This is a genomic window from Microbulbifer maximicatervae (SeqCode) (genome assembly GCF_052467615.1).
Window position 1 is genome coordinate 1,725,833 of record NZ_CP174319.1, and the last position, 18,224, is coordinate 1,744,056.

Here is an 18,224-nt window from a genome sequence, read left to right on the forward strand (position 1 = left end):
TTTGATATATTACTCTGAACATAATGCTCCTATGATAAGTAATCATTTTTAATATGTTTGGAGTAAATATGTTTAGCCTAATTAGTAAAATTAAATGTGCCGTCTTTACAGTGCTTATATCCGGCGTAGCCTCTGCAGAATCATTTTTGCTCTCGAGTAATGATATAGATACTGGAAAGTATATGAGTAAAGAGCATGAGTTCCAGGGGTTCGGTTGCACTGGTAATAATATTTCACCCCAATTATCTTGGGCAAATGCCCCAAAGGGGACAGAAGCTTTTGCTGTTTTTGCATATGATCCTGATGCACCAACAGGCAGTGGTTGGTGGCATTGGCAAATTGTAAATATTCCCAAAAATATAAGTTCACTGGAAGCTGGCGCAGGAAACTCAGAAAAAAATCGCACTCCACAAGGTAGTGTACAAATAGTAAATGATTATGGAGTAAGAGGTTATGGTGGTGCTTGCCCACCGAAAGGGCATGGTGCGCATCGGTATCAGTTTACCGTTTTTGCGCTATCAAAGAAACTAGATTTACCAAGCGATGCATCAGGGGCACTAACTGGCTATATAGTTAAGGCTAACTCTTTGGGGGAAAGTACTATTGAAGCTTTATACATGCGGGAGTGACTCTCCAGCAAGCAAATTCAGATGAGGCTTTGGCGGATCTGATCTGTGCGAGAGCGAAATAATCGAAGCTCGTTGTTACTTGTTATCGCATAAAGTTAAACCTCTTAAGAAAAAGCTGCACTAGGCCTCCTTTGGTGAGGCTGTTCCCTTAATACTTCATTTATATGTGCAGTAAGATTCTATCCGTTTGATGACGGTGGTGAAGCGTGGATGCCTATCTTTAATTGGCATCCATCCACCAATAGTACTTTGATTGACAGATTGATTCCAAATCTTAGATTTCGTGAGTTCGGATCTCTTAGGTCAGCATATTTTTTTACTGATATGCAATCTATGGGTACAGAATCTTTGAAAGACAAGCTTGGAAGGCGGCTTTTGGAAACGGAGTAGCTGGGTTTACCGGTGTGGATTAGAGGGGGGCTAAAATACCTCAAAAATATGGGTAAAAGCTGTTTCGTTGATTACGCTACGATATGAATATCAAAATTCAATAGACGCTGCTTTACATCTTACTTTGATTATTAGTGCCACCTAGCGGTAGCTTCTTTATCATTTGTCTCTTTTTTCCGATCAGGCTGATAAGCTTAGGAAATATAGAGAAGTGTGATATATAGGTGTTACTTGTCGATTGATTATTAGATCTTTAAGGTTAGACCATGGAAGTATCACTTCGTCAGATTACCAAACAGAATTATGAAGCAGTATGTGATCTTGATGTTGCATCGGATCAAGAAGATTACATTGCCTGCAATATGTGGTCACTAGTTGAATCGATGTTTAACGAAGGCTATGAAACTCGTGCTATTTACTTGGACAATGAAGCCGTTGGATTTCTAATGTGGGTACAAGAAAGCTTAGAAAAAATCTCAATCTGGCGGTTTATGATTGATCAAAATTACCAACAAAAAGGTATTGGTCGCATAGCTCTGGATCTTGCTTTAGGAGAAATTCGGGACGTCCCGGGACTTCAAGAGATTGAAATTTGTTATAACCCTAATAATCCCGTTGCAAAAGTTTTTTATTCTAGTTTCGGCTTTGTTGAGGTCGGAATGGATGATGATGGAGAAGATATGCTCGCCATAATTGACTTAACCAAATCTAACGGCAGTCACGAGATGAGAAAAAGAGCAGCTTTTCTGTAAGTGTTTAATAAAATTATAAAACGATAGATTGTAGTTCTATTATTTTTTTCTGATATCGGGTTTACTGAATAGCAGCCTCCAAATCTGATATATGAGATAATCTTAATGGGGTGGTTTAGTAGGTGATTCTTGGTTACGGAATAGGAAAGGAATTCATATTTGAAGTGCTAAAAGACGTCTTTTAGGTGGTTTTATCATCAGAATATAAGCGCAGCTACCGTTGTTTCTTGGATAGGACGAGTCTTTCCATAACTCGTGGAGCGTCATCATAAGATATAAAGTAGGGCGGTCTCAGGATTATGGATGTCTCAATCTGTATTTTGTATTGAACATTTGTACCAGTTAAAGGCTATTCTTTGCTCCTCTTGATTTTATCTCACTGGACTAGCTTTGGAATTCTAGAGAAGCGTGATATATAGATGCTGTACTTGAATTAACTATTAAGAGTTAATAATTGCCACCTAAGGATTACAAATGACAAAGTACTTGATAGTTATAATTGCGATACTTGTTACAGGTTGCGCTACTGTAGCTACATCTCATCGACCAAGCGATTACTATAAGGCTGGGGGTAATGAAGCGAATAATGAGCCTCTATTTGGCTCCACTGGTGAATCGTTAGGGGATATAGACATAGACCGCATCCTCAACTATGAGTTAAAGCTTCCTGCACAAAATAGAATTGCAATACTCAAGTTGTCCAATGATAGCTACTGGCGCCATTACTCTAATGATTTTACGCAACTAAATGAAACTATTGCTAGGGACTTTGTAGGGCAGTTGAGAGAGTCTGAAAGGGTTTACGACGCTTCATTCTTACCAAGCATGCTCGTTCCAGAGCAACGTACAGTGCCTTATCTTCGAGAAGCTGCTGCACGCTACCAAGCTGATTTACTATTAGCCTACCGTTCAAGTTGCCGTACTTTTGAGAAGTATAAGTTTGTTGATCCGAATGAAACAAAGGCATACTGTTCAGTGGAAGTAGTCTTACTTGATGTTCGGTCAGGTATAGTGCCATTTACGGTTGTGTCAAGTAATGAGTTCTCTGCCCGCAAAGAACTCGGTGATACTAATTTCAATGAAACCATAAAGAAGGCAGAGATCGCTGCCGTAGCCGAGTCATTAAAGGATTCCGCAACTCAGCTAACGTCATTTTTAAGCAGTATTGGCACACTGCAGCAAGAACTCTAACAACTATATTCAGGCGGCGCCTGCTTCGCACCTGAAATAAAGATTAGGACTTTCGTCGTATGCGAGAGCCAAAGGATAATTACTGATGGATAATACACAATCATCACTTAGCTTATATGCGAAGCACTTAGGTGCCGCATACTTAATTTATATCGTTTTAGGGATGCTCAATTCATTACTTGTCAAGAAAGGAATATATGATTTTGCGGCTTTTGCTGAGACTGAAGTGAGGTTCAGGTTCGCTCAGATTATAGATATAGTTATGTTTATAGCCGTTATTTGGGCATCTTGGGCGCAGTATTTGGTTACAAAAACAATTAACAAAAATGTTGCTTTTTTGGCATTGCTTTTCAGGTTTGGAGAAGGGCTTCTTGGCTTTGTAGCAACAATTATTACATTGACGGTTATAGTAGTTTTAAGAAACCAGGAATATTCGAATGTATTTCAAGAAGAGCAGCTACATGCGTTAGCGAGAATATTTGTGAATATGAGTGGTTCGATGTGGGATGTTCTTTTAATCATAATGGGCATAGGTGCGACTATTTTCATGTACTTATTTTACGTTTCAAATTACGTGCCTAGGTGGTTAGTACTTTGGGGGGCTTTCACGTATATGTCGATGGTGGTTTATGGGTTTTCAAATATTTTGTTACTCGAGCCGCCCCAGATATTGAAACACTTCATGCTTCCAGGCGCGTTTTTTGAAATCACATTTGGGCTATGGTTATTAATCAAAGGAATTAACATCAAACCTAGTTCAATCGATGCTCCAGGTTTATACAAAAGTAATGCCTGAGTAAGCATTAATGCATGACTGACAAGGCTGTGCAGTTTTTGTACAGATAATCGTATCTTGTTACCAAGCAAAGTTTAATTTCACCAGAGAGGGTTTGGCTAGGGCCTCCTCTCTTGGGGAACTTGCCTTTAACGTCCAATTGTCTAATATTTGGTCGATTCTGATATGGACATAGATCTCTTTTCTTTGGACGCGGAGGGGTTTGGGGATGCCAATGCCCAACGTGACTTCTTTTCATCTCTATTGTCTTGACTGAGGCATGCTCGCAAACTGTTAGACGTGCGCCGGTAGTGCTCTTTGGGATCAAGCTATTTGTTTCCTATTGAGATTTGAGCGTAGGTGAGTATTCCCGATTGGGAAAGACTGATAAGTTAAGTTTGATGGAGGAATGGGGTACGGGGTCGCAGAATAGGAAAAAGCAAATGCCAAGCTGCAAGAGGCTTGGGAATCCCTCTATTTGCTAACTTCTGGGAGCCATCGGGCTGACTAACTTTTAAGTTATGGGAAAGTGTGATATTTAGATTGTGCTATTGAACAAACTGCTATCACTTATAGTGTTTAAATACTGGGATTCAGCTTATGTTTCATTTACTGGATCAAGTCCAATGGCTGTATGAAAAACGGACTGCGAGTTGCCCTCACTGTCGAGCTGCACACGAGGAACGTAGATTTGATTGCTATATTTGCAGTACTGATTTCAGCAGCGAAGAAATTGAAGCAATGGATGAGCAAAGGATAGAAAATTTCAGGTGTTCGGCAATTTTTGGTTTGCTATTCTTCCCTATTTTTATTGCCTGCTTGATTTTATTAATAGCGAGTTATCGATAGCTTGTGTTGCCGACTTGCTTAAATCTTTGTCGGCCCAAAAAGCTACGTTCTCGACTGAGATTGCCAGTACAGGTTCTGAGTGCTGTTTAGAAGAGAGTGGAATGTCTTTAAGAGATTTATGAATAATTTAGAAAAATTTGGAAAGATTATCTCTCAAGAGTTATGGGATAGATCATTAAATCGATATCTTGACTTAGAGGCAGGAAATCTCAAATCTCCAGAGTTAAAGGAGCTAATATCAAAGCTTAGTGAGTTCACTGAAGAACAAAAAATAGTAATAAGAAAGCTACTTACAGAATGTGTAAATTCTGGAATTCATGGTTTCCTATTTGCTATCGAAGAAGAGAAAGAAGGTATTAGCATTGCAGTAAATGGCCAAATTGCAGCCAATCAGTCAGATGGTTTGAGTGGTGAACTCTATTCTGAGGATGGCTGGCTTGAGAGGTATAGCGAGCATGGACAAAATGGAATTTAACAAGTGACTAGGCCCCTCCACGGTGTCATTTTGTGAATTTTTCAATTCAAGGGGAGTGCTCTTTTATCCCGTTGGGACTAAATTGCTTCCATCTAAAAGAAAAAGTGCTTTGGGTTTGCGATAGTATTCACCTTGAGGGTGGCGGAGGCTGGAGGCTCTTTTCATGGAGGGCATGTATCTCAAATCCCTCCATAACTGGCTTATGAAGCGTATATAGATTTTCTCACGATAGACGAGAAAGGACTATTGGGCGTGAATGCCTATCTTCACTTCTTGTGCTGTAATTGATACGCTCGTCCTGACTCTTAGGCTTTCGCCAGTTCCTAGCTTTTGGATCAAGTTGTGAACGGCGTTCCCTGGTGAGGAAGCTAGTTAAGGGAGTGGGGCAAGATGTTGCTACTAGTCCCCTAAAAACTTAGGAATCACGCCTTGGAGTTGATTATAGCTCACTAGCCGATTTTAAGTATCAATTGAGTTGACTATTTCAACTTTCCCTGTTTGGGTAGGTATCCAGGCCTTCTCTCTGACTGTTTGGGGTAACGGGCTTTGGAACTATAGAGAAACGTGATATATAGATGTTGTATTGGATTATCTTTTAATTTTATGGAAAGCATGAAGTTCGCGATTACCTTAGACAAGAATGATTTTCGTCGTTTCAATAAATTTGCTATAGCTAAAATCCATGTAGCACCAAAAATGAAATGGAAGTTAACCCTATTTAATTTCTTATATTGGTTCCTCCTTGTATTCTTTGGTATGGAGATATATTCAGTATATGAACATGATGCTTGGAATAATTATGAGCACCTTAACCGAGCGCTTGTAGCATTTGGGATCTGGTTTATTCTTGTTAACATTTGGCAGCAGATATATATGTATCTTTATATTTCGGTTGCGATAGATGAAAAAGGCAGCGTTCTTGGTGAGTGGGAGTTTGAAATATCCGATTCAGGAATTACTGAATCCAATAGCTTATGTTCATCTACCTTTACTTGGCAGTGTATACAGTCTGCTGAGAAAGATAAGTATAATCTTTATCTATTCACTGATAGGCTAAAAGCCCTGATACTGCCACTTTCTCAAATTAACGAAGAAATAGAAGCGGAAATATACAAGAATGTAGTAGGTGACTGTTAGTCACACCATTACTACATGCTTCATATAATCCCAAAGCCAAGCGTTAAAATTTACAAACTATATCAAGCTATGTATGAAAATAGTCTCTCATTAAGTAAGAAAACGCTAACTCTATCTAACAATGTAAGTGGTAGAGATATTTTTGTAGGTGATATTCATGGATATTTTCAATTGTTTGAAAAAGGATTAGAACAACTATCCTTTGATCCAACAAAGGATAGAGTAATCTCAGTTGGAGACCTAGTAGATAAAGGCCCAGATAGTTTATCATGCCTAAAATTGATCGAAAATGAATGGTTTTATGGCGCTGTAGGAAACCATGAGAGAAGCTTATATCACTATGCAAAGTTTGGGAGTATAGAGAAGTCAACTGAGAATTTGTGGGCTAGAAAGCTCAGCGAAAAAGATCTAGATCTATGTGCTTCTCTAATTGAAAAAATGTATTGGGCTATCGAAATTGATAATGGAAGTAAGGGAGTCGGAGTGGTTCATTCAGGTGTACCTACTAGTACTTCTTGGAATCAATTTAGAGCGGAGCTTGAGAAGGAGGACAGGAACTCTATTGAATATGCTACGTGGAGTCGTTTAATTTTAAAGTCATCAACTTATTATATTTCAGATATAGATTGGGTTTTCATTGGACATCAAGCTATTGAGGGGCCATCAATCTTTGGGAACCATATTTGTATTGATAGTGCTGTATTCGTGCCAAGGAGATATGGAGCAAAGAATGGCCTTACCTTCTCATATATACGAGAAAAAGAACCAGTATTTATAACTATTCCAACAGATTACTAGAGTGCTATGCCAAATATTTTCTACCGACCACTTACATTCTATACCACTTCGTGATCGGAGCAGGGGTTGATAGCTACCTTCAAGCGGTGGTCTTCTCGATCGAGGATGGCACGCACGGCACCCTATGGCGACGGATGCTTCGGCTGCATCGATAATAGGGAACTCTACTCTCAGTATTCCAGGGCTGATCAGAACTTCCTGGAAGACGGTATTCAGTTCGTCGAACTACTTATAGCCATGGAGTTTTCTGATTACTCTGTCCTTGATGCTGCCTTGCACCTGCAGGCAGATGATTTATCCTACTGTGCCGCAAAGAATAGAGCAGGGAGTTCATTTTCAATAAAGCAATTAACTGGATTTTGGGATATGCATTTGTACTTTTCCTATGACGGTTTGGTGCTTCAGGAGCGTTTAGAGGAACTCGGTTAGGATAGTTTTGGCGTGGAATAAGTGATGATTGAAAGCTATATCAGTGGAGTTCAAGCCAACCTAAGAGCACGTAATGACTAAAGAATGATCAGCGGAGATCCCTTTCAGAGTCGTTTATGTTGAAAGGGGCTGGCTTATGATGAGCCATTTATCCTCTGAGGAGCTCAGTTTTACAGAGATAGAAATAGCAACCCAAGCAACAGCCTTGATGGATCTAATGCCGACTGCTTAGATCGCTTAACTCAAGGTGAAAATTTAGTTTCTAACTGAAACTATTTTTATAAGCTTTACAGAAGAATTCATAAGTACCCCTGAACATGAGGGGCGGTATTCATGAGGCAAGCTGATTCCCCTGACTGCAGCTTGTATCAGTGAAGTGTTAGAAAAGCTTAAGATGAAGAGGGATTGATGTTTAACGCTTAGATGACCTTATATGTTGCGCTCATCCCTGAGCTTATTATCTATAGACTTTTCAAGCCGGCCGATGTTGCAAAGGAATAGTTAGTTACTCAAGAAGCGCCAATAAATAAAGTAAAAGCTAAAACCTATCATTAGGCATAGGCAGGCATAAGTGTAAACTAGGTACCATCCCTTTAAGTGATGTTCTCTTGGTACCCATTTCCCGTTCATAACAAGAATGTTGAGTAAAGCAAAGATTGGAGCACAAACGAAAGATAGAGTAGTTACAAAGTCGATTAAGTTCTTTAGCTGGTTGGCAAATAGGGAAATAATAAACCAGCTTATGAGGCTTAGTATAATAAGAGTGGATACGTAGACTCTATTTTCGGGAATCTTAATACTACTCGATGACCTCAAGGCACTTCGCCAAACTTGAGGAAACCCATCGGAGACTGCAAAGGTAGTTGAGAAAAGCGCAATAAAGCAGATAATACTGATTGTTAAATGGCTCCAGTCACCTAGAGATTCGGTATAAATATTGATTAGCTGACCAGCAAATATGCCTGCAGATTGAGATAGTTCAATATCTTTCCCAAACATTACTAATGCGCCTAGCCATACAAATACAATAGCTAATATCAAGCTGGTGAAATAACCAACCTTAAAGTCAAATACGAGAGATTTCTTGGCAAAGCCTCTATCCGGTCTCTCCTTTATCCTTCGCTCCGACCAAATAGAGTGCCAAACAGAAACTTCAATTGAAGTTGGCATCCAGCCGACTAAGGCGACAACAAATGCGATGCTCACAGCTGGTGCTATATCAGCTGTTAAATAGGATTTAGAGGGAAGAAGCCCATATTGACTTATTGCGGCAATGAGAGTGATCAAGCTGGCAATAGCCAGAATGAGGACCATCCACTTTAAGCTTTCATTCAGCCATTTAAATTGGCCAGCAATCAATATTGCACATGTAATGACCAAAATGATGGCAGACCACTCTGAAACATTTAAGATATCGCCAAATAAGTTGAGAGCTAAAGCAGCTGTGACAATCGTAACCGCAGCTTGAACAAAGAACATTGTTAGAAATGTCAGAGCCATATAACTATAAAAACCAAGTCGACTGTGTTTTTTATAGCCTTCCAATAAACTCTCGCCGGTGACAGCAGCGTACTCTGGACCGATTTTGAAAAAAGGGTATTTGACTAAATGAGCCAGGAAAATAAAACCAATCAAAGCGAAAGCGTAATCTGCACCTGCGCGAGTTGACTGCACGATATGAGATACGCCAATACTGCTTGCAGCCCAAATGATACCAGGGCCTAGATTTGAGAAAGTACGTTTGAATACATCCATTGAATCAGAACTGCTCGGAATGATTTTGCTCAAAATAGCTCTTAGCCACATCGATAAAGGTTTTAACCTTCAGGGAAAGCTCGCAGCGATGAGGGTAGAGCGCAAAAATAGTTAGTGGCTTTATTGTGAATCTAGGTAGAATCTCAGTGAGCTGGCCAGAGTCGACATAAGATTTGACAGAGTAAAAAGGGGCTTGGATTATTCCTTGTCCTTCAGCAGCCGCCTCATTTAATAGCCTCCCATTGTTAGATTGCCAGGCCCAGGGAAGTTTGATTTTTTTTGTTTCTTTTTTGTCTTGAAATAGCCAATGATCCCCTCGAATACTGTGGTTAAAGAAGAGTAATTGATGCTTCTTTAATGACTCTATGCTTTCAGGGAGCCCATTCTTCTCTATGTAAGAGTCACTTGCCCAGAGTGCTAGCTTAGTTTTTGCGATAGATTGGACGATATAGCTAGAGTCTGGCAATTCTGGTGCGATTCTAAAAACGAGATCAATTTTATTGTCGAGTAAATCGAGTGGATCATTGCTTAGATGAAAATCCAAGAATACCTGAGGGTATAGATTACGGTAATTGGCAATCAATCCTGAAAAATATTGACTGCCTAGCTCTATGCTAGTCGATATCGATAGCCTGCCTCTAGGCTCTTGATTGTATTCTGACATCGCCTGGTCGACGGAGTGGAGTTTTTTTAGTATTGGTGAAACCTGTTTATAATAATTTTCGCCCGCTTCGGTTATGGATACTTTGCGTGTATTGCGCATCACCAATAGGCAGCCCAGCTCCTCTTCTAACTGCTTAATGTACTTACCGACCATTGCTGCTGAAATGCCGAGCTCGCGAGCAGTAGCTGCAAAGTTTTGCTTTTCGCACACTAAACAGTATGCCTCAAGGGCGTGTAACTTGTTCATTGACTCCCCTGATGGCTAATCCGCTTCTCTTCTTACGGTGGGAATTAGCTGGAGTATACAGACAAACATAATAAACAAATAGTTTATACACTATAAACCTAAATTACATTTAAAGTGCATCCTAAATGACGCAAAATTTTGCTAGTAGATTAAAAGTCCCACGGTCTCACATTAGATAAGTACATGAAAATAAAACAAATTTTTATTCTGGCGGTTCTACACATTGCTACCAGCGGCGTTGTATCAGCAGAGGATGGAAAGCTAGAGCAAGTTTTGCTCATTAACGCCAATATAGTGGACGTTAATGCGCTTAAAGTTGATGAAAACCAGTCGATTCTTATCGAAGGCGATAAGATCAAGAGAATTTCTTCAACGAAAAAGCTCTCCAAGGTGAGGGGGGCCAGTGTTGTCGATTTAAAAGGGAAGTTTGTAATCCCTGGCCTGATAGATGCGCATGTCCACCATGCGACAGATCCGGATAGCTGGGATAATTTGTCTATCACTACTGAGCGACTTCGATACCTGCTTCGTGGTGGTGTCACATCTGTGAGAGATATGGGCGGTGATGCACGAGCATTGGCCTACTTAAAACGTCAAGCAGAGGTCGACTCCATCGCTTCGCCAGACATCTACTTTTCAGTCATTATAGGTGGAGAATCCTTCTTCTCGGACCCGAGAACCATTGCCTCAGCTAAAGGGCGTACTCCAGGCCACACAACATGGATGAGAGCGGTAGATCAAAATTCTGATATGGATTCAATAATGCTCCAGGCCATAGGCGCTGGTGCAACAGGCATCAAGATATATGCTGATGTTGAGGCCGAGACGGTGCCATTACTCGCAAGTGCAGCCAAGAAACATGGTTTAAAAGTCTGGTCGCATGCATATATAGGGCCCTCCAAACCTTTGGATGTTGTCAATGCTGGTGTTGAGACTATTTCACATGCCTCAGATATGTCTGCTCAGCTAGTTGATAACTTCAAAGCGTGGCGCAGAAAAACTGCTGAGTTCGATGATCCAACCTGGGAAAAAATGCTGCAAAAGGATAGCTATTTAGACCTTTTTGATGCAATGAAAGAGAAAGGTACTATTTTAGATGCGACGCTTACAGTATTTGAAAGAAGGAATACCTTAAACGAAAAGTACAGGCAACTTGATCAGCTCAGTACACAAATGACACAATTTGCCTATCAAAACGGCATTACTATTGCTGCTGGCACTGATGCATTTAGTGACCTTGAAAATGACACTACACCGATGATTCATCATGAGCTTAAGCTGCTCGTAGATGAAATTGGTATGACACCTCTCGAGGCAATTCAAGCTGCAACTATAAATGCTGCGAAAGTGATAGGGATAGAAGGTTCTGTCGGTAGTATTGAAGAGGGAAAGAAAGCAAATATTGTTGTACTTTCAGAAAGTCCCGAAAAGAAAATCGAAAATAGCCAGTCGATAGCTCATGTGGTTAAGAATGGTCGTTTTATTTTTATTGGCGACGATCCACAGTTGCCTTTCTCTTCTTCACGTGAAGTGAATGGAACCATTTGGTTTTCTGGGCAGATCGGTAATTACCCTTCAACATTAACCTTGGCAGGTGAAAGTCTGGAAGCTCAGATGCATCAAACAATGAAGAATATTGGCCAAGTTCTTGAAAGCAAAAACCTGGATTTTGACGATGTGGTTAAGTGTACTTTGATGCTTGCTGATATTGATGACTGGCCAGCGGCGAACGAAGTCTACCTCCAGTACTTCAACGGAAAGAAACCTGCGAGGAGTGCTTTTGCAGCGAGCGGCCTGGCACTTGATGCCAAAGCTGAGGTGGAGTGTATAGCTTCACGAAGCGCTGATTAATTCTGGAGTGGGGGACTTATGAACGATATAAATAGAAGAGCACTGATTAAATCTCTAGTATCAGGTAGTGTTGGTTCATACTTGGCTATTAACTCGGGTATATTAAATGCCTTTTCTGGAGTTGATGCAGGAAAATCAACGTGGAACCAATACGGTTCATCGATTGTAATTGATGGCCTCAGCGGAGCATTCTCGCTCAGGGAGCCAATCTCTGAAGAAGTCCTGGGAATATTCAAGAACTCGGGGATTAGTGCCTTGAATATGACAGTCCCCTATCCAGGTGATGACTACACAGAGACTTTAAAGAAGGTTGAAAAAACCAAATCTATCATCGAGCAGAACTCAAACTACTTGAGCTTAATTCACTCTGCATCAGATATCCTGAAAGCGAAGCAGGAGAGTAAGCTCGGTATCATAATGGGTTTCCAATCAACTGAAATGTTTGATGAGTCACTTTCAGGCATTTCAGAATTCGCCAAAATGGGCGTCAAGATAATGCAGGTATCCTACAATGGGCCCTCTATCCTTGGCAGCGGCGGTCTTGTAAAGGAAGATTCAGGGATAACTTCCTTTGGCAAGAAAGCCATAGAGATCATGGAGGCGGAGAAGGTTTTGATCGACCTCTCGCATTCTGGAAAGAAGACAGTGTCCAGTGCAATCAGTCAATCAAAAAGACCGATTGTGATCTCTCATACTGGCTGCAACGCAATTTATGATCACCCTAGGAATAATGACGATACTGAATTAAAAGCTGCAGCAGACACCGGTGGCTTGGTTGGAATCTATTTAATGCCATTTTTGGAGGGTGGGGAGCATGAAATAAAGGCCGATGTGGTGATAGAACATATACTGCATGCCTATAAAGTATGTGGTGAAGATCATATTGCAATAGGTAGTGACCAAGGCGTAGTACCGGTCAATGATGGCCCTGAGTATCGAGAAAGTATCCGTAAGGAAGTTGAGCGTCGTATTGCGGCTGGAATTTCCGCGCCCGGAGAAACACCAAATCGTCCACCGTTTATTCCTGAACTGAACTCCGAGATGCGGATGGAGCTTATTGCCTATAGGTTAAGCCAAAAAGGAATTCCTGATCGAGTGGTAGAAAAAATAATTGGTAAAAACTGGTTGCGTGTTTTTGCTTCGGTATGGAATTAAAGGGAAGTAAGATTAAATGAATAATTATCTAAGGCTTGATGGCGTTCTAATTCTATTGGTTGCTTGTGTTACTCTCCTCTTTTCACCTTTGCTTTTTGCTGAAGGACTTAGTACTTATTCCGAATTCCCAAAGAGTTCAAAGACTGAAGTGATTCCTTTCCCGATCGAATTTGCTTCAGATATCACCTTGAATGGCGTTGAAGAGCTTGTGTTTCTGCCTGGTATGTATAAACAAGAAAAAGAGGATTTCTTTAGTTATGCTTTTTCATGGACTCACAAGCCAGAGAAGAACCAAGTTCTTGGGAAGGTCGAAATCCAGGATTTTATAGCCTCCTACTATAGGGGGTTGTACAAGGCCGTCACTCAAGGCAAAGAATATGAGCCGGCTATTACAATTGAATGGGATGATGGCAAGTATACTGGTCAGATAAAGTGGATTGAGCCATTTGTAACCAATAAAGAGCAGACCCTTTACTTTAAAGGCAATCAAGTTAACTGTGAAAAAACTGATGAGCTTCGTTGGTACTTTATTGTTTCTCCACAAAATTCCTCTCACCCTGTATGGGCGGAACTCCAGTCGATAAAACCCAAAAACTGTTAGTGATAGAATCCAGTTGCTATCAACTCGGAAGCCTTACCATTCAACTTAAAATTATCATAAGTCCTAAATTAATCTGTTTGAATAAGTATCAGTCCTGTGCCTGCTACATTAGGTGAGTATCCAGAGTTTCTGTTAACTGTCAGATCAACCCTGAACCACTCCACTTAAAAAGAGGTTATATCCAATCGATATGCCTAGTTTTAGTAGGCACGCATCTTACTTGATGTGCTTTCCCTGGCATCTTCAAAACCATTAATAAGCATATAGCCAGAAAGTTTGTTAAAGAGTTAATGGATCTTGGCATTATCCAATATGTGGTAGCCTTGAGTTGGGGGGCTCCTGCTTAGTTAGAGGGTGGTATTGGTTATTTTCAAATATTTAGCTGTGGATTTGAGTTTGGTTTCGATGCTGAACCATCGGCATCCGGTACAAAAATTGACTCTGTCATTGGTAATTGGGAAGTTAAAAGGCATCGTAAGTTACAATACTTATCTTCCAAGTCCGATCAATATAAAGAACTGCTAACAAATTTAAGATGTATCGGTATTGAGCTAAGCACATAGTAAAAGCATGTATCTCTGCCCCCATCGGGTGATTCCGGCGATGTGTATCTTAACTGGTCCTGCATTTCATCTAAAATAGAAAGTAGAGAAGACCTTTAACGTTTGTGTTCAGTAACTTGAAACGAGCTATGCAGCTTATCGAAGCAATAGTTGAATACATAGGTATATATCACGATATAAATCACCAGGACTATCTCAAGCATAAATGCTTCTAGGATAGTCAGATTAAAGCTCCAGGCGATTACTGGCAACGTCAGTACCAACATACCCCCTTCAAACAATAACGCATGCGTGGCTCTAACGATAAATGTCTTCTCCGGGTTTTTACGTATATTCAATAAGTACCAGTCAAAGGCGTGATTGAAAACCATATTCCAGACCAGCGCAAACAATGATAGTCCAGCCGCAAGTACTAGCGATTGGTGCACCTCCAGATCAAACACTGGCACCACCAGTAAGCCACCTGTCAGCAGCAGAAAAAACTCGTAGGAAACCGCATGGAATAAACGATTCTTCAATGATTTAGTCATCAGCCATACTCACTCTGGTTGAGAAAATATGCCTGAATGATATATAGTTATTTTAGGTGGGATAAGTTAGATACTATACCTTAAACAGATAGGTTGGGCGCGTGGCAGTTTCTATTGAGCAACTGGAAGCATTTGTAGCAACCGAGCAGGCTGGCTCGTTCTCAGCGGCTGCACGTAAATGTGGAAAGGCACAGTCGGTAATCAGCTCACTGGTATCGAATCTGGAGGTTGACTTGGGAGTCAATCTATTTGATCGAAGTCAACGATACCCGCGATTGACGGACGCTGGTGAGTCACTGCTGGAACGCGCACGGAATCTTATCGAGCAACGCGAGCGTTTGATGGCGATCGCACAGGGGTTGTCTCTGGATGTCGAGGCCCGGTTGACGTTAGCTATTGCCCAGCATGTGCGGATTAAAAACCTGGGTGGACTCTTTCAAGAGTTTGAGACCAAATATCCAAATGTTCAAATTACGCTCAGAGCGGGAAATGTTCAGGATGTACAGACCTGGGTCGAACGGGATGTTGCCCAACTCGGGATTATCACGCAGCAAGAAGATGTGCCCACTGGGTGCGATTTCAGAGCCCTGGGCCATCTGAAGCTCACTGGCGTCGCCTGTGCTGAGCACCCGATAGCACAACTTACTGAAGTAACCTGGGAAGACCTGAAACAATACCGACAAATCTTATTGCAGGAGTTTGAGATATCCAGCCAAACTCGCTGGCTGGTGTCTCCCGACGTGTGGAGTGTGTCACGTCTCGATGATGCACTTGACCTTGTCGACGCTAATTTGGGCTGGGCAGTATTGCCACTACACGTGGTTGCGAAGGGGATAGCGGCGAAAAAACTGATACAGCTCCCTCTGGTATTTGAGCAGGAGAAAGAGCTGTCACACGGTGTAGATATTATCTGGTCCAGTAAGCGTCCACTGGGTCCTGCAGCCACTGACTTGATGGAGCGGCTGAGCACAGAGGACGCAATACTGAACAAGGATCAGTCGCTATGAAGCGTTTGACAGATCTCGGGCAAAATCTGTGATGGTTGTATCTGGCTTACCTAACACCTGCCAAGTTTTTTGACTCACTGGTTGCTCCTTTAGCTGTTCTACGTAAGTCAGCATATGTTCCATAAATACTGCCTGCTCCTCGGGCAGTCCCATTTCTGCAATGGCCGCGATAGGGTGAACGGCAATTTCTGTTCCCGGAGAATATGCCTCTACAAACGTTCTGGCCGCCTCTGGTAAAGACATCCCCTTAGTACCCTGAACTGAAAAACTCTGGTTGTAGGCCATCTCATTCCCGATAGCATTACCGATCATCTCTGCCAGATCTGTTGTATTGGTGTAGTAGATAGGGTGGACATGATCGCCGATGATAGAAAATTGGCCGTTCTCGATGAATGTGGGGAAAGAATCCAGGAAGAATGAACAGAAGAAGAAAGTGAAATCAATGCCCGAACTTTTAATGGCCTCTATCCCTGGCTTACGGATTACATTGGTCTTGTACTCAAGTCCCTTGTCCGCAAACTCTGGGTGGAGATAATCAATACCAGCAATCTGCATGATGTGTTGCACACCATTGACCTTTGCAGCCTCCACGATATTAATCACACCTTCACGCTCACTATGAAAGGGTAAAGTCGGGTCGAGTGACGTGGTATTCAGGGTGATATAAAGTGTTTTGGTACCAACTAGTGCAGACACCAGGCTCTCTTTATCCGAGACATCTGCTTCGACAAGCTGGATACTCTCTGGGAGGATAGTGCGAGCACTAATTACGTCCCTCACGATCGCAGTTACCTTTACACCTTTATGATCCAGTTTTCGTGCTACCTGACGACCTAAATGGCCTGTGGCGCCAATAATCGTAATAGTTTTCTGCATGGTTCAACCTTTAAAGCAATGAATGAGGTAGCCCATACTTTGCCCAAGAGATAGAAACTCTTACAGTTATGTACCATCTATCAAACAGATACTACAGCAAGGTTCTCTAGTCCTACTTTTTGTTCATGTTTGATGCGCACGTAGATGTCTCCTCGATAGATGACAAGGGATTATGGGCGGGAGGCATAACTTAACTTATTTTCCAGTTACTTAAACACTGGGAGTGAGGAATTCGTAACAATTTTTAGGTTTTTGCCGGCTCGTTACTTGTGGGTAACCTCATTGACTCATAAAGCATTTCTAAAAATATACAGAGCAAAGAAAGTACAAAAATATAGAAGGTTGCTCTATATCTTTATTTGACATACTTATCAGTTAAAGGTGGTTTCTTGACTCTCTGTATTTTTTTGTGTTGTAGGATATATGAGCTTTAGAATTAGAGAGAAGCATGATATACAGATGTAGCTTTTGAATTAATCGGTAAAGGTACCCGATCGTGTGGTTTTTAAAATTGTCAAGTAAACGCAAGGCCATACGGATCTTCAAAAGGGATTTAAGGCGTAAATTATCAAATGATTGGGGGAATAAGAGAAAGTATTTAGCCTTTGAGGTGGCTAATAGTGTTCAAAACCACTATCCCAAACTGACTAAGTATCAAATGTACGCAATATACATGTGGTCAGATAAAAAGCAGTTTGATAAATATTGTACAGAATCTGGCGTAAGTCTTAGCTCAATCGAGGCCAGGAAAGAAATTGATTCTGTTGTGATTTCTATGAATAGAAGTGATTCATCCCTAGTAGAATCCAATTGTAGCAACGAATTTTCTGACTCAGGAGGTTCGGATTGAGCTCACATTTAAAACGAAAAGGCATACGGTGTAAAAACCGTTGCTTCGATTTGATTTTGCTGTAAGTGCTTTAGGCGTCAAAAATCCTGAGTTCGGAGAGAGAATTAGTGGAAGAAGTAATAGGCGGTGTATTTAGATTTCTCGGTCGATTTATTGTTGAGACTATATTTACAATCATTGTCGAGGTCATGTTCCATTTCCCTGGCAATCTAATTTGTAAACCTTTCACAAAGAAGGGGAGAGAGCCAATTGGGTTTCTGGTGGTGATTGTCAGTATTTCATTTTGGTTGTTAGTAGCTGGATTAGCCTACACAGCATACTTCCTTCTTTCTGGTGAGCCCGGTGCCTAACAAACACAAGTAATATGCTACGGCTCTTCGGGCCTTTTTGGAACAACTTACTTTATGTACATTTTGTACAGTTTACTCAAGAAAAGGCTGGAGCAGGGCGTGGAGATATGTATCTCGTTGCCAAATAAAGTTTAACTTATACAGAGAGGGGTAGGGCCTTCTTCCTTGGGAAGCCTGACCTGGACAACCCCTATAGCCTAATTTTCGTTCGCTTTAGATATAGACATAGATCTCTCACCTGGGGGCGTGGATGCCTATCTTTACTTAATTTCCTATCACTTCTAGCACTATTGCTAAGACGTATGTCCCAGCTTGTAGATTTTTGTCGGTTTGGGGTTGTGGACGTGGATC

Annotated in this window: 17 protein-coding genes; 13 read left to right on the forward strand and 4 right to left on the reverse strand. The window is 41.3% G+C overall.

Features of this window, described 5'->3' with window-relative positions; genetic code table 11:
- Positions 1 to 68 precede the first annotated feature (68 nt).
- From ACJJIM_RS07845 to ACJJIM_RS07880, 8 genes are all read left to right on the forward strand, one after another.
- Positions 69 to 629, forward strand: coding sequence for a YbhB/YbcL family Raf kinase inhibitor-like protein (locus ACJJIM_RS07845; RefSeq protein WP_413665567.1), 561 nt, complete (start codon positions 69 to 71; stop codon positions 627 to 629).
- 656 nt (positions 630 to 1,285) lie between these two features.
- On the forward strand, positions 1,286 to 1,771 hold the full coding sequence (locus ACJJIM_RS07850) for a GNAT family N-acetyltransferase (protein ID WP_444912899.1): 486 nt from the start codon (positions 1,286 to 1,288) through the stop codon (positions 1,769 to 1,771).
- Positions 1,772 to 2,245: 474 nt separating this feature from the next.
- A complete protein-coding gene (locus ACJJIM_RS07855; RefSeq protein ID WP_413665569.1) occupies positions 2,246 to 2,962 on the forward strand; it encodes a hypothetical protein in 717 nt (238 codons plus the stop codon).
- A gap of 85 nt (positions 2,963 to 3,047) precedes the next feature.
- Positions 3,048 to 3,758: a DUF4386 domain-containing protein gene (locus tag ACJJIM_RS07860; RefSeq protein ID WP_413665570.1), complete on the forward strand. Its 711-nt coding sequence runs from the start codon at positions 3,048 to 3,050 to the stop codon at positions 3,756 to 3,758.
- Between the two features lie 946 nt (positions 3,759 to 4,704).
- On the forward strand, positions 4,705 to 5,061 hold the full coding sequence (locus tag ACJJIM_RS07865) for a hypothetical protein (protein WP_444912900.1): 357 nt from the start codon (positions 4,705 to 4,707) through the stop codon (positions 5,059 to 5,061).
- A 612-nt stretch (positions 5,062 to 5,673) separates the two neighbouring features.
- The gene (locus ACJJIM_RS07870; RefSeq protein ID WP_413665571.1) at positions 5,674 to 6,198 is read left to right on the forward strand and encodes a YcxB family protein; all 525 of its coding nucleotides are present in this window, start codon (positions 5,674 to 5,676) and stop codon (positions 6,196 to 6,198) included.
- A 69-nt stretch (positions 6,199 to 6,267) separates the two neighbouring features.
- Complete coding sequence (locus tag ACJJIM_RS07875) at positions 6,268 to 6,996, forward strand: metallophosphoesterase (RefSeq protein WP_444913386.1); 729 nt, start codon at positions 6,268 to 6,270, stop codon at positions 6,994 to 6,996.
- A gap of 105 nt (positions 6,997 to 7,101) precedes the next feature.
- Positions 7,102 to 7,425: a hypothetical protein gene (locus tag ACJJIM_RS07880; RefSeq protein ID WP_413665573.1), complete on the forward strand. Its 324-nt coding sequence runs from the start codon at positions 7,102 to 7,104 to the stop codon at positions 7,423 to 7,425.
- A 501-nt stretch (positions 7,426 to 7,926) separates the two neighbouring features.
- Here ACJJIM_RS07880 and ACJJIM_RS07885 read toward each other — a convergent pair.
- Together ACJJIM_RS07885 and ACJJIM_RS07890 are read right to left on the reverse strand one after the other, a co-directional pair.
- The gene (locus ACJJIM_RS07885; RefSeq protein WP_444905455.1) at positions 7,927 to 9,213 is read right to left on the reverse strand and encodes an NRAMP family divalent metal transporter; all 1,287 of its coding nucleotides are present in this window, start codon (positions 9,211 to 9,213) and stop codon (positions 7,927 to 7,929) included.
- The gene (locus tag ACJJIM_RS07890) at positions 9,185 to 10,090 is read right to left on the reverse strand and encodes a LysR substrate-binding domain-containing protein (RefSeq protein WP_444912901.1); all 906 of its coding nucleotides are present in this window, start codon (positions 10,088 to 10,090) and stop codon (positions 9,185 to 9,187) included. The genes ACJJIM_RS07885 and ACJJIM_RS07890 overlap by 29 nt, the downstream gene beginning before the upstream one ends.
- 183 nt (positions 10,091 to 10,273) lie before the next feature.
- Between ACJJIM_RS07890 and ACJJIM_RS07895 the strand changes: the two genes are divergently transcribed.
- From ACJJIM_RS07895 to ACJJIM_RS07905, 3 genes are read left to right on the forward strand one after another with little or no spacing between them, the layout of a single operon-like run.
- Entirely contained in the window at positions 10,274 to 11,941 is a 1,668-nt protein-coding gene (locus ACJJIM_RS07895; RefSeq protein WP_444912902.1) for an amidohydrolase family protein, read from the forward strand.
- 18 nt (positions 11,942 to 11,959) lie between these two features.
- Positions 11,960 to 13,096: a dipeptidase gene (locus ACJJIM_RS07900; RefSeq protein ID WP_413665577.1), complete on the forward strand. Its 1,137-nt coding sequence runs from the start codon at positions 11,960 to 11,962 to the stop codon at positions 13,094 to 13,096.
- A gap of 16 nt (positions 13,097 to 13,112) precedes the next feature.
- Positions 13,113 to 13,697, forward strand: a complete 585-nt coding sequence (locus ACJJIM_RS07905; protein ID WP_413665578.1) for a hypothetical protein — start codon at positions 13,113 to 13,115, stop codon at positions 13,695 to 13,697.
- Positions 13,698 to 14,355: 658 nt separating this feature from the next.
- On the opposite strand, the gene ACJJIM_RS07910 is transcribed toward ACJJIM_RS07905, so the two are convergent.
- Positions 14,356 to 14,790, reverse strand: coding sequence for a PACE efflux transporter (locus tag ACJJIM_RS07910; RefSeq protein WP_444912903.1), 435 nt, complete (start codon positions 14,788 to 14,790; stop codon positions 14,356 to 14,358).
- 101 nt (positions 14,791 to 14,891) lie between these two features.
- Here ACJJIM_RS07910 and ACJJIM_RS07915 point away from each other — a divergent pair, with 101 nt between their 5' ends.
- Positions 14,892 to 15,797: a LysR family transcriptional regulator gene (locus ACJJIM_RS07915; RefSeq protein ID WP_444912904.1), complete on the forward strand. Its 906-nt coding sequence runs from the start codon at positions 14,892 to 14,894 to the stop codon at positions 15,795 to 15,797.
- Here the strand turns inward: ACJJIM_RS07915 and ACJJIM_RS07920 are convergent.
- Positions 15,792 to 16,673 (reverse strand): SDR family oxidoreductase, encoded by an 882-nt coding sequence (locus tag ACJJIM_RS07920; protein ID WP_444912905.1) that lies wholly within the window; start codon positions 16,671 to 16,673, stop codon positions 15,792 to 15,794. The genes ACJJIM_RS07915 and ACJJIM_RS07920 overlap by 6 nt on opposite strands.
- Before the next feature lie 957 nt (positions 16,674 to 17,630).
- Between ACJJIM_RS07920 and ACJJIM_RS07925 the strand changes: the two genes are divergently transcribed.
- Positions 17,631 to 17,873: a hypothetical protein gene (locus tag ACJJIM_RS07925; RefSeq protein WP_282953295.1), complete on the forward strand. Its 243-nt coding sequence runs from the start codon at positions 17,631 to 17,633 to the stop codon at positions 17,871 to 17,873.
- The last annotated feature ends 351 nt before the right edge of the window (positions 17,874 to 18,224 follow it).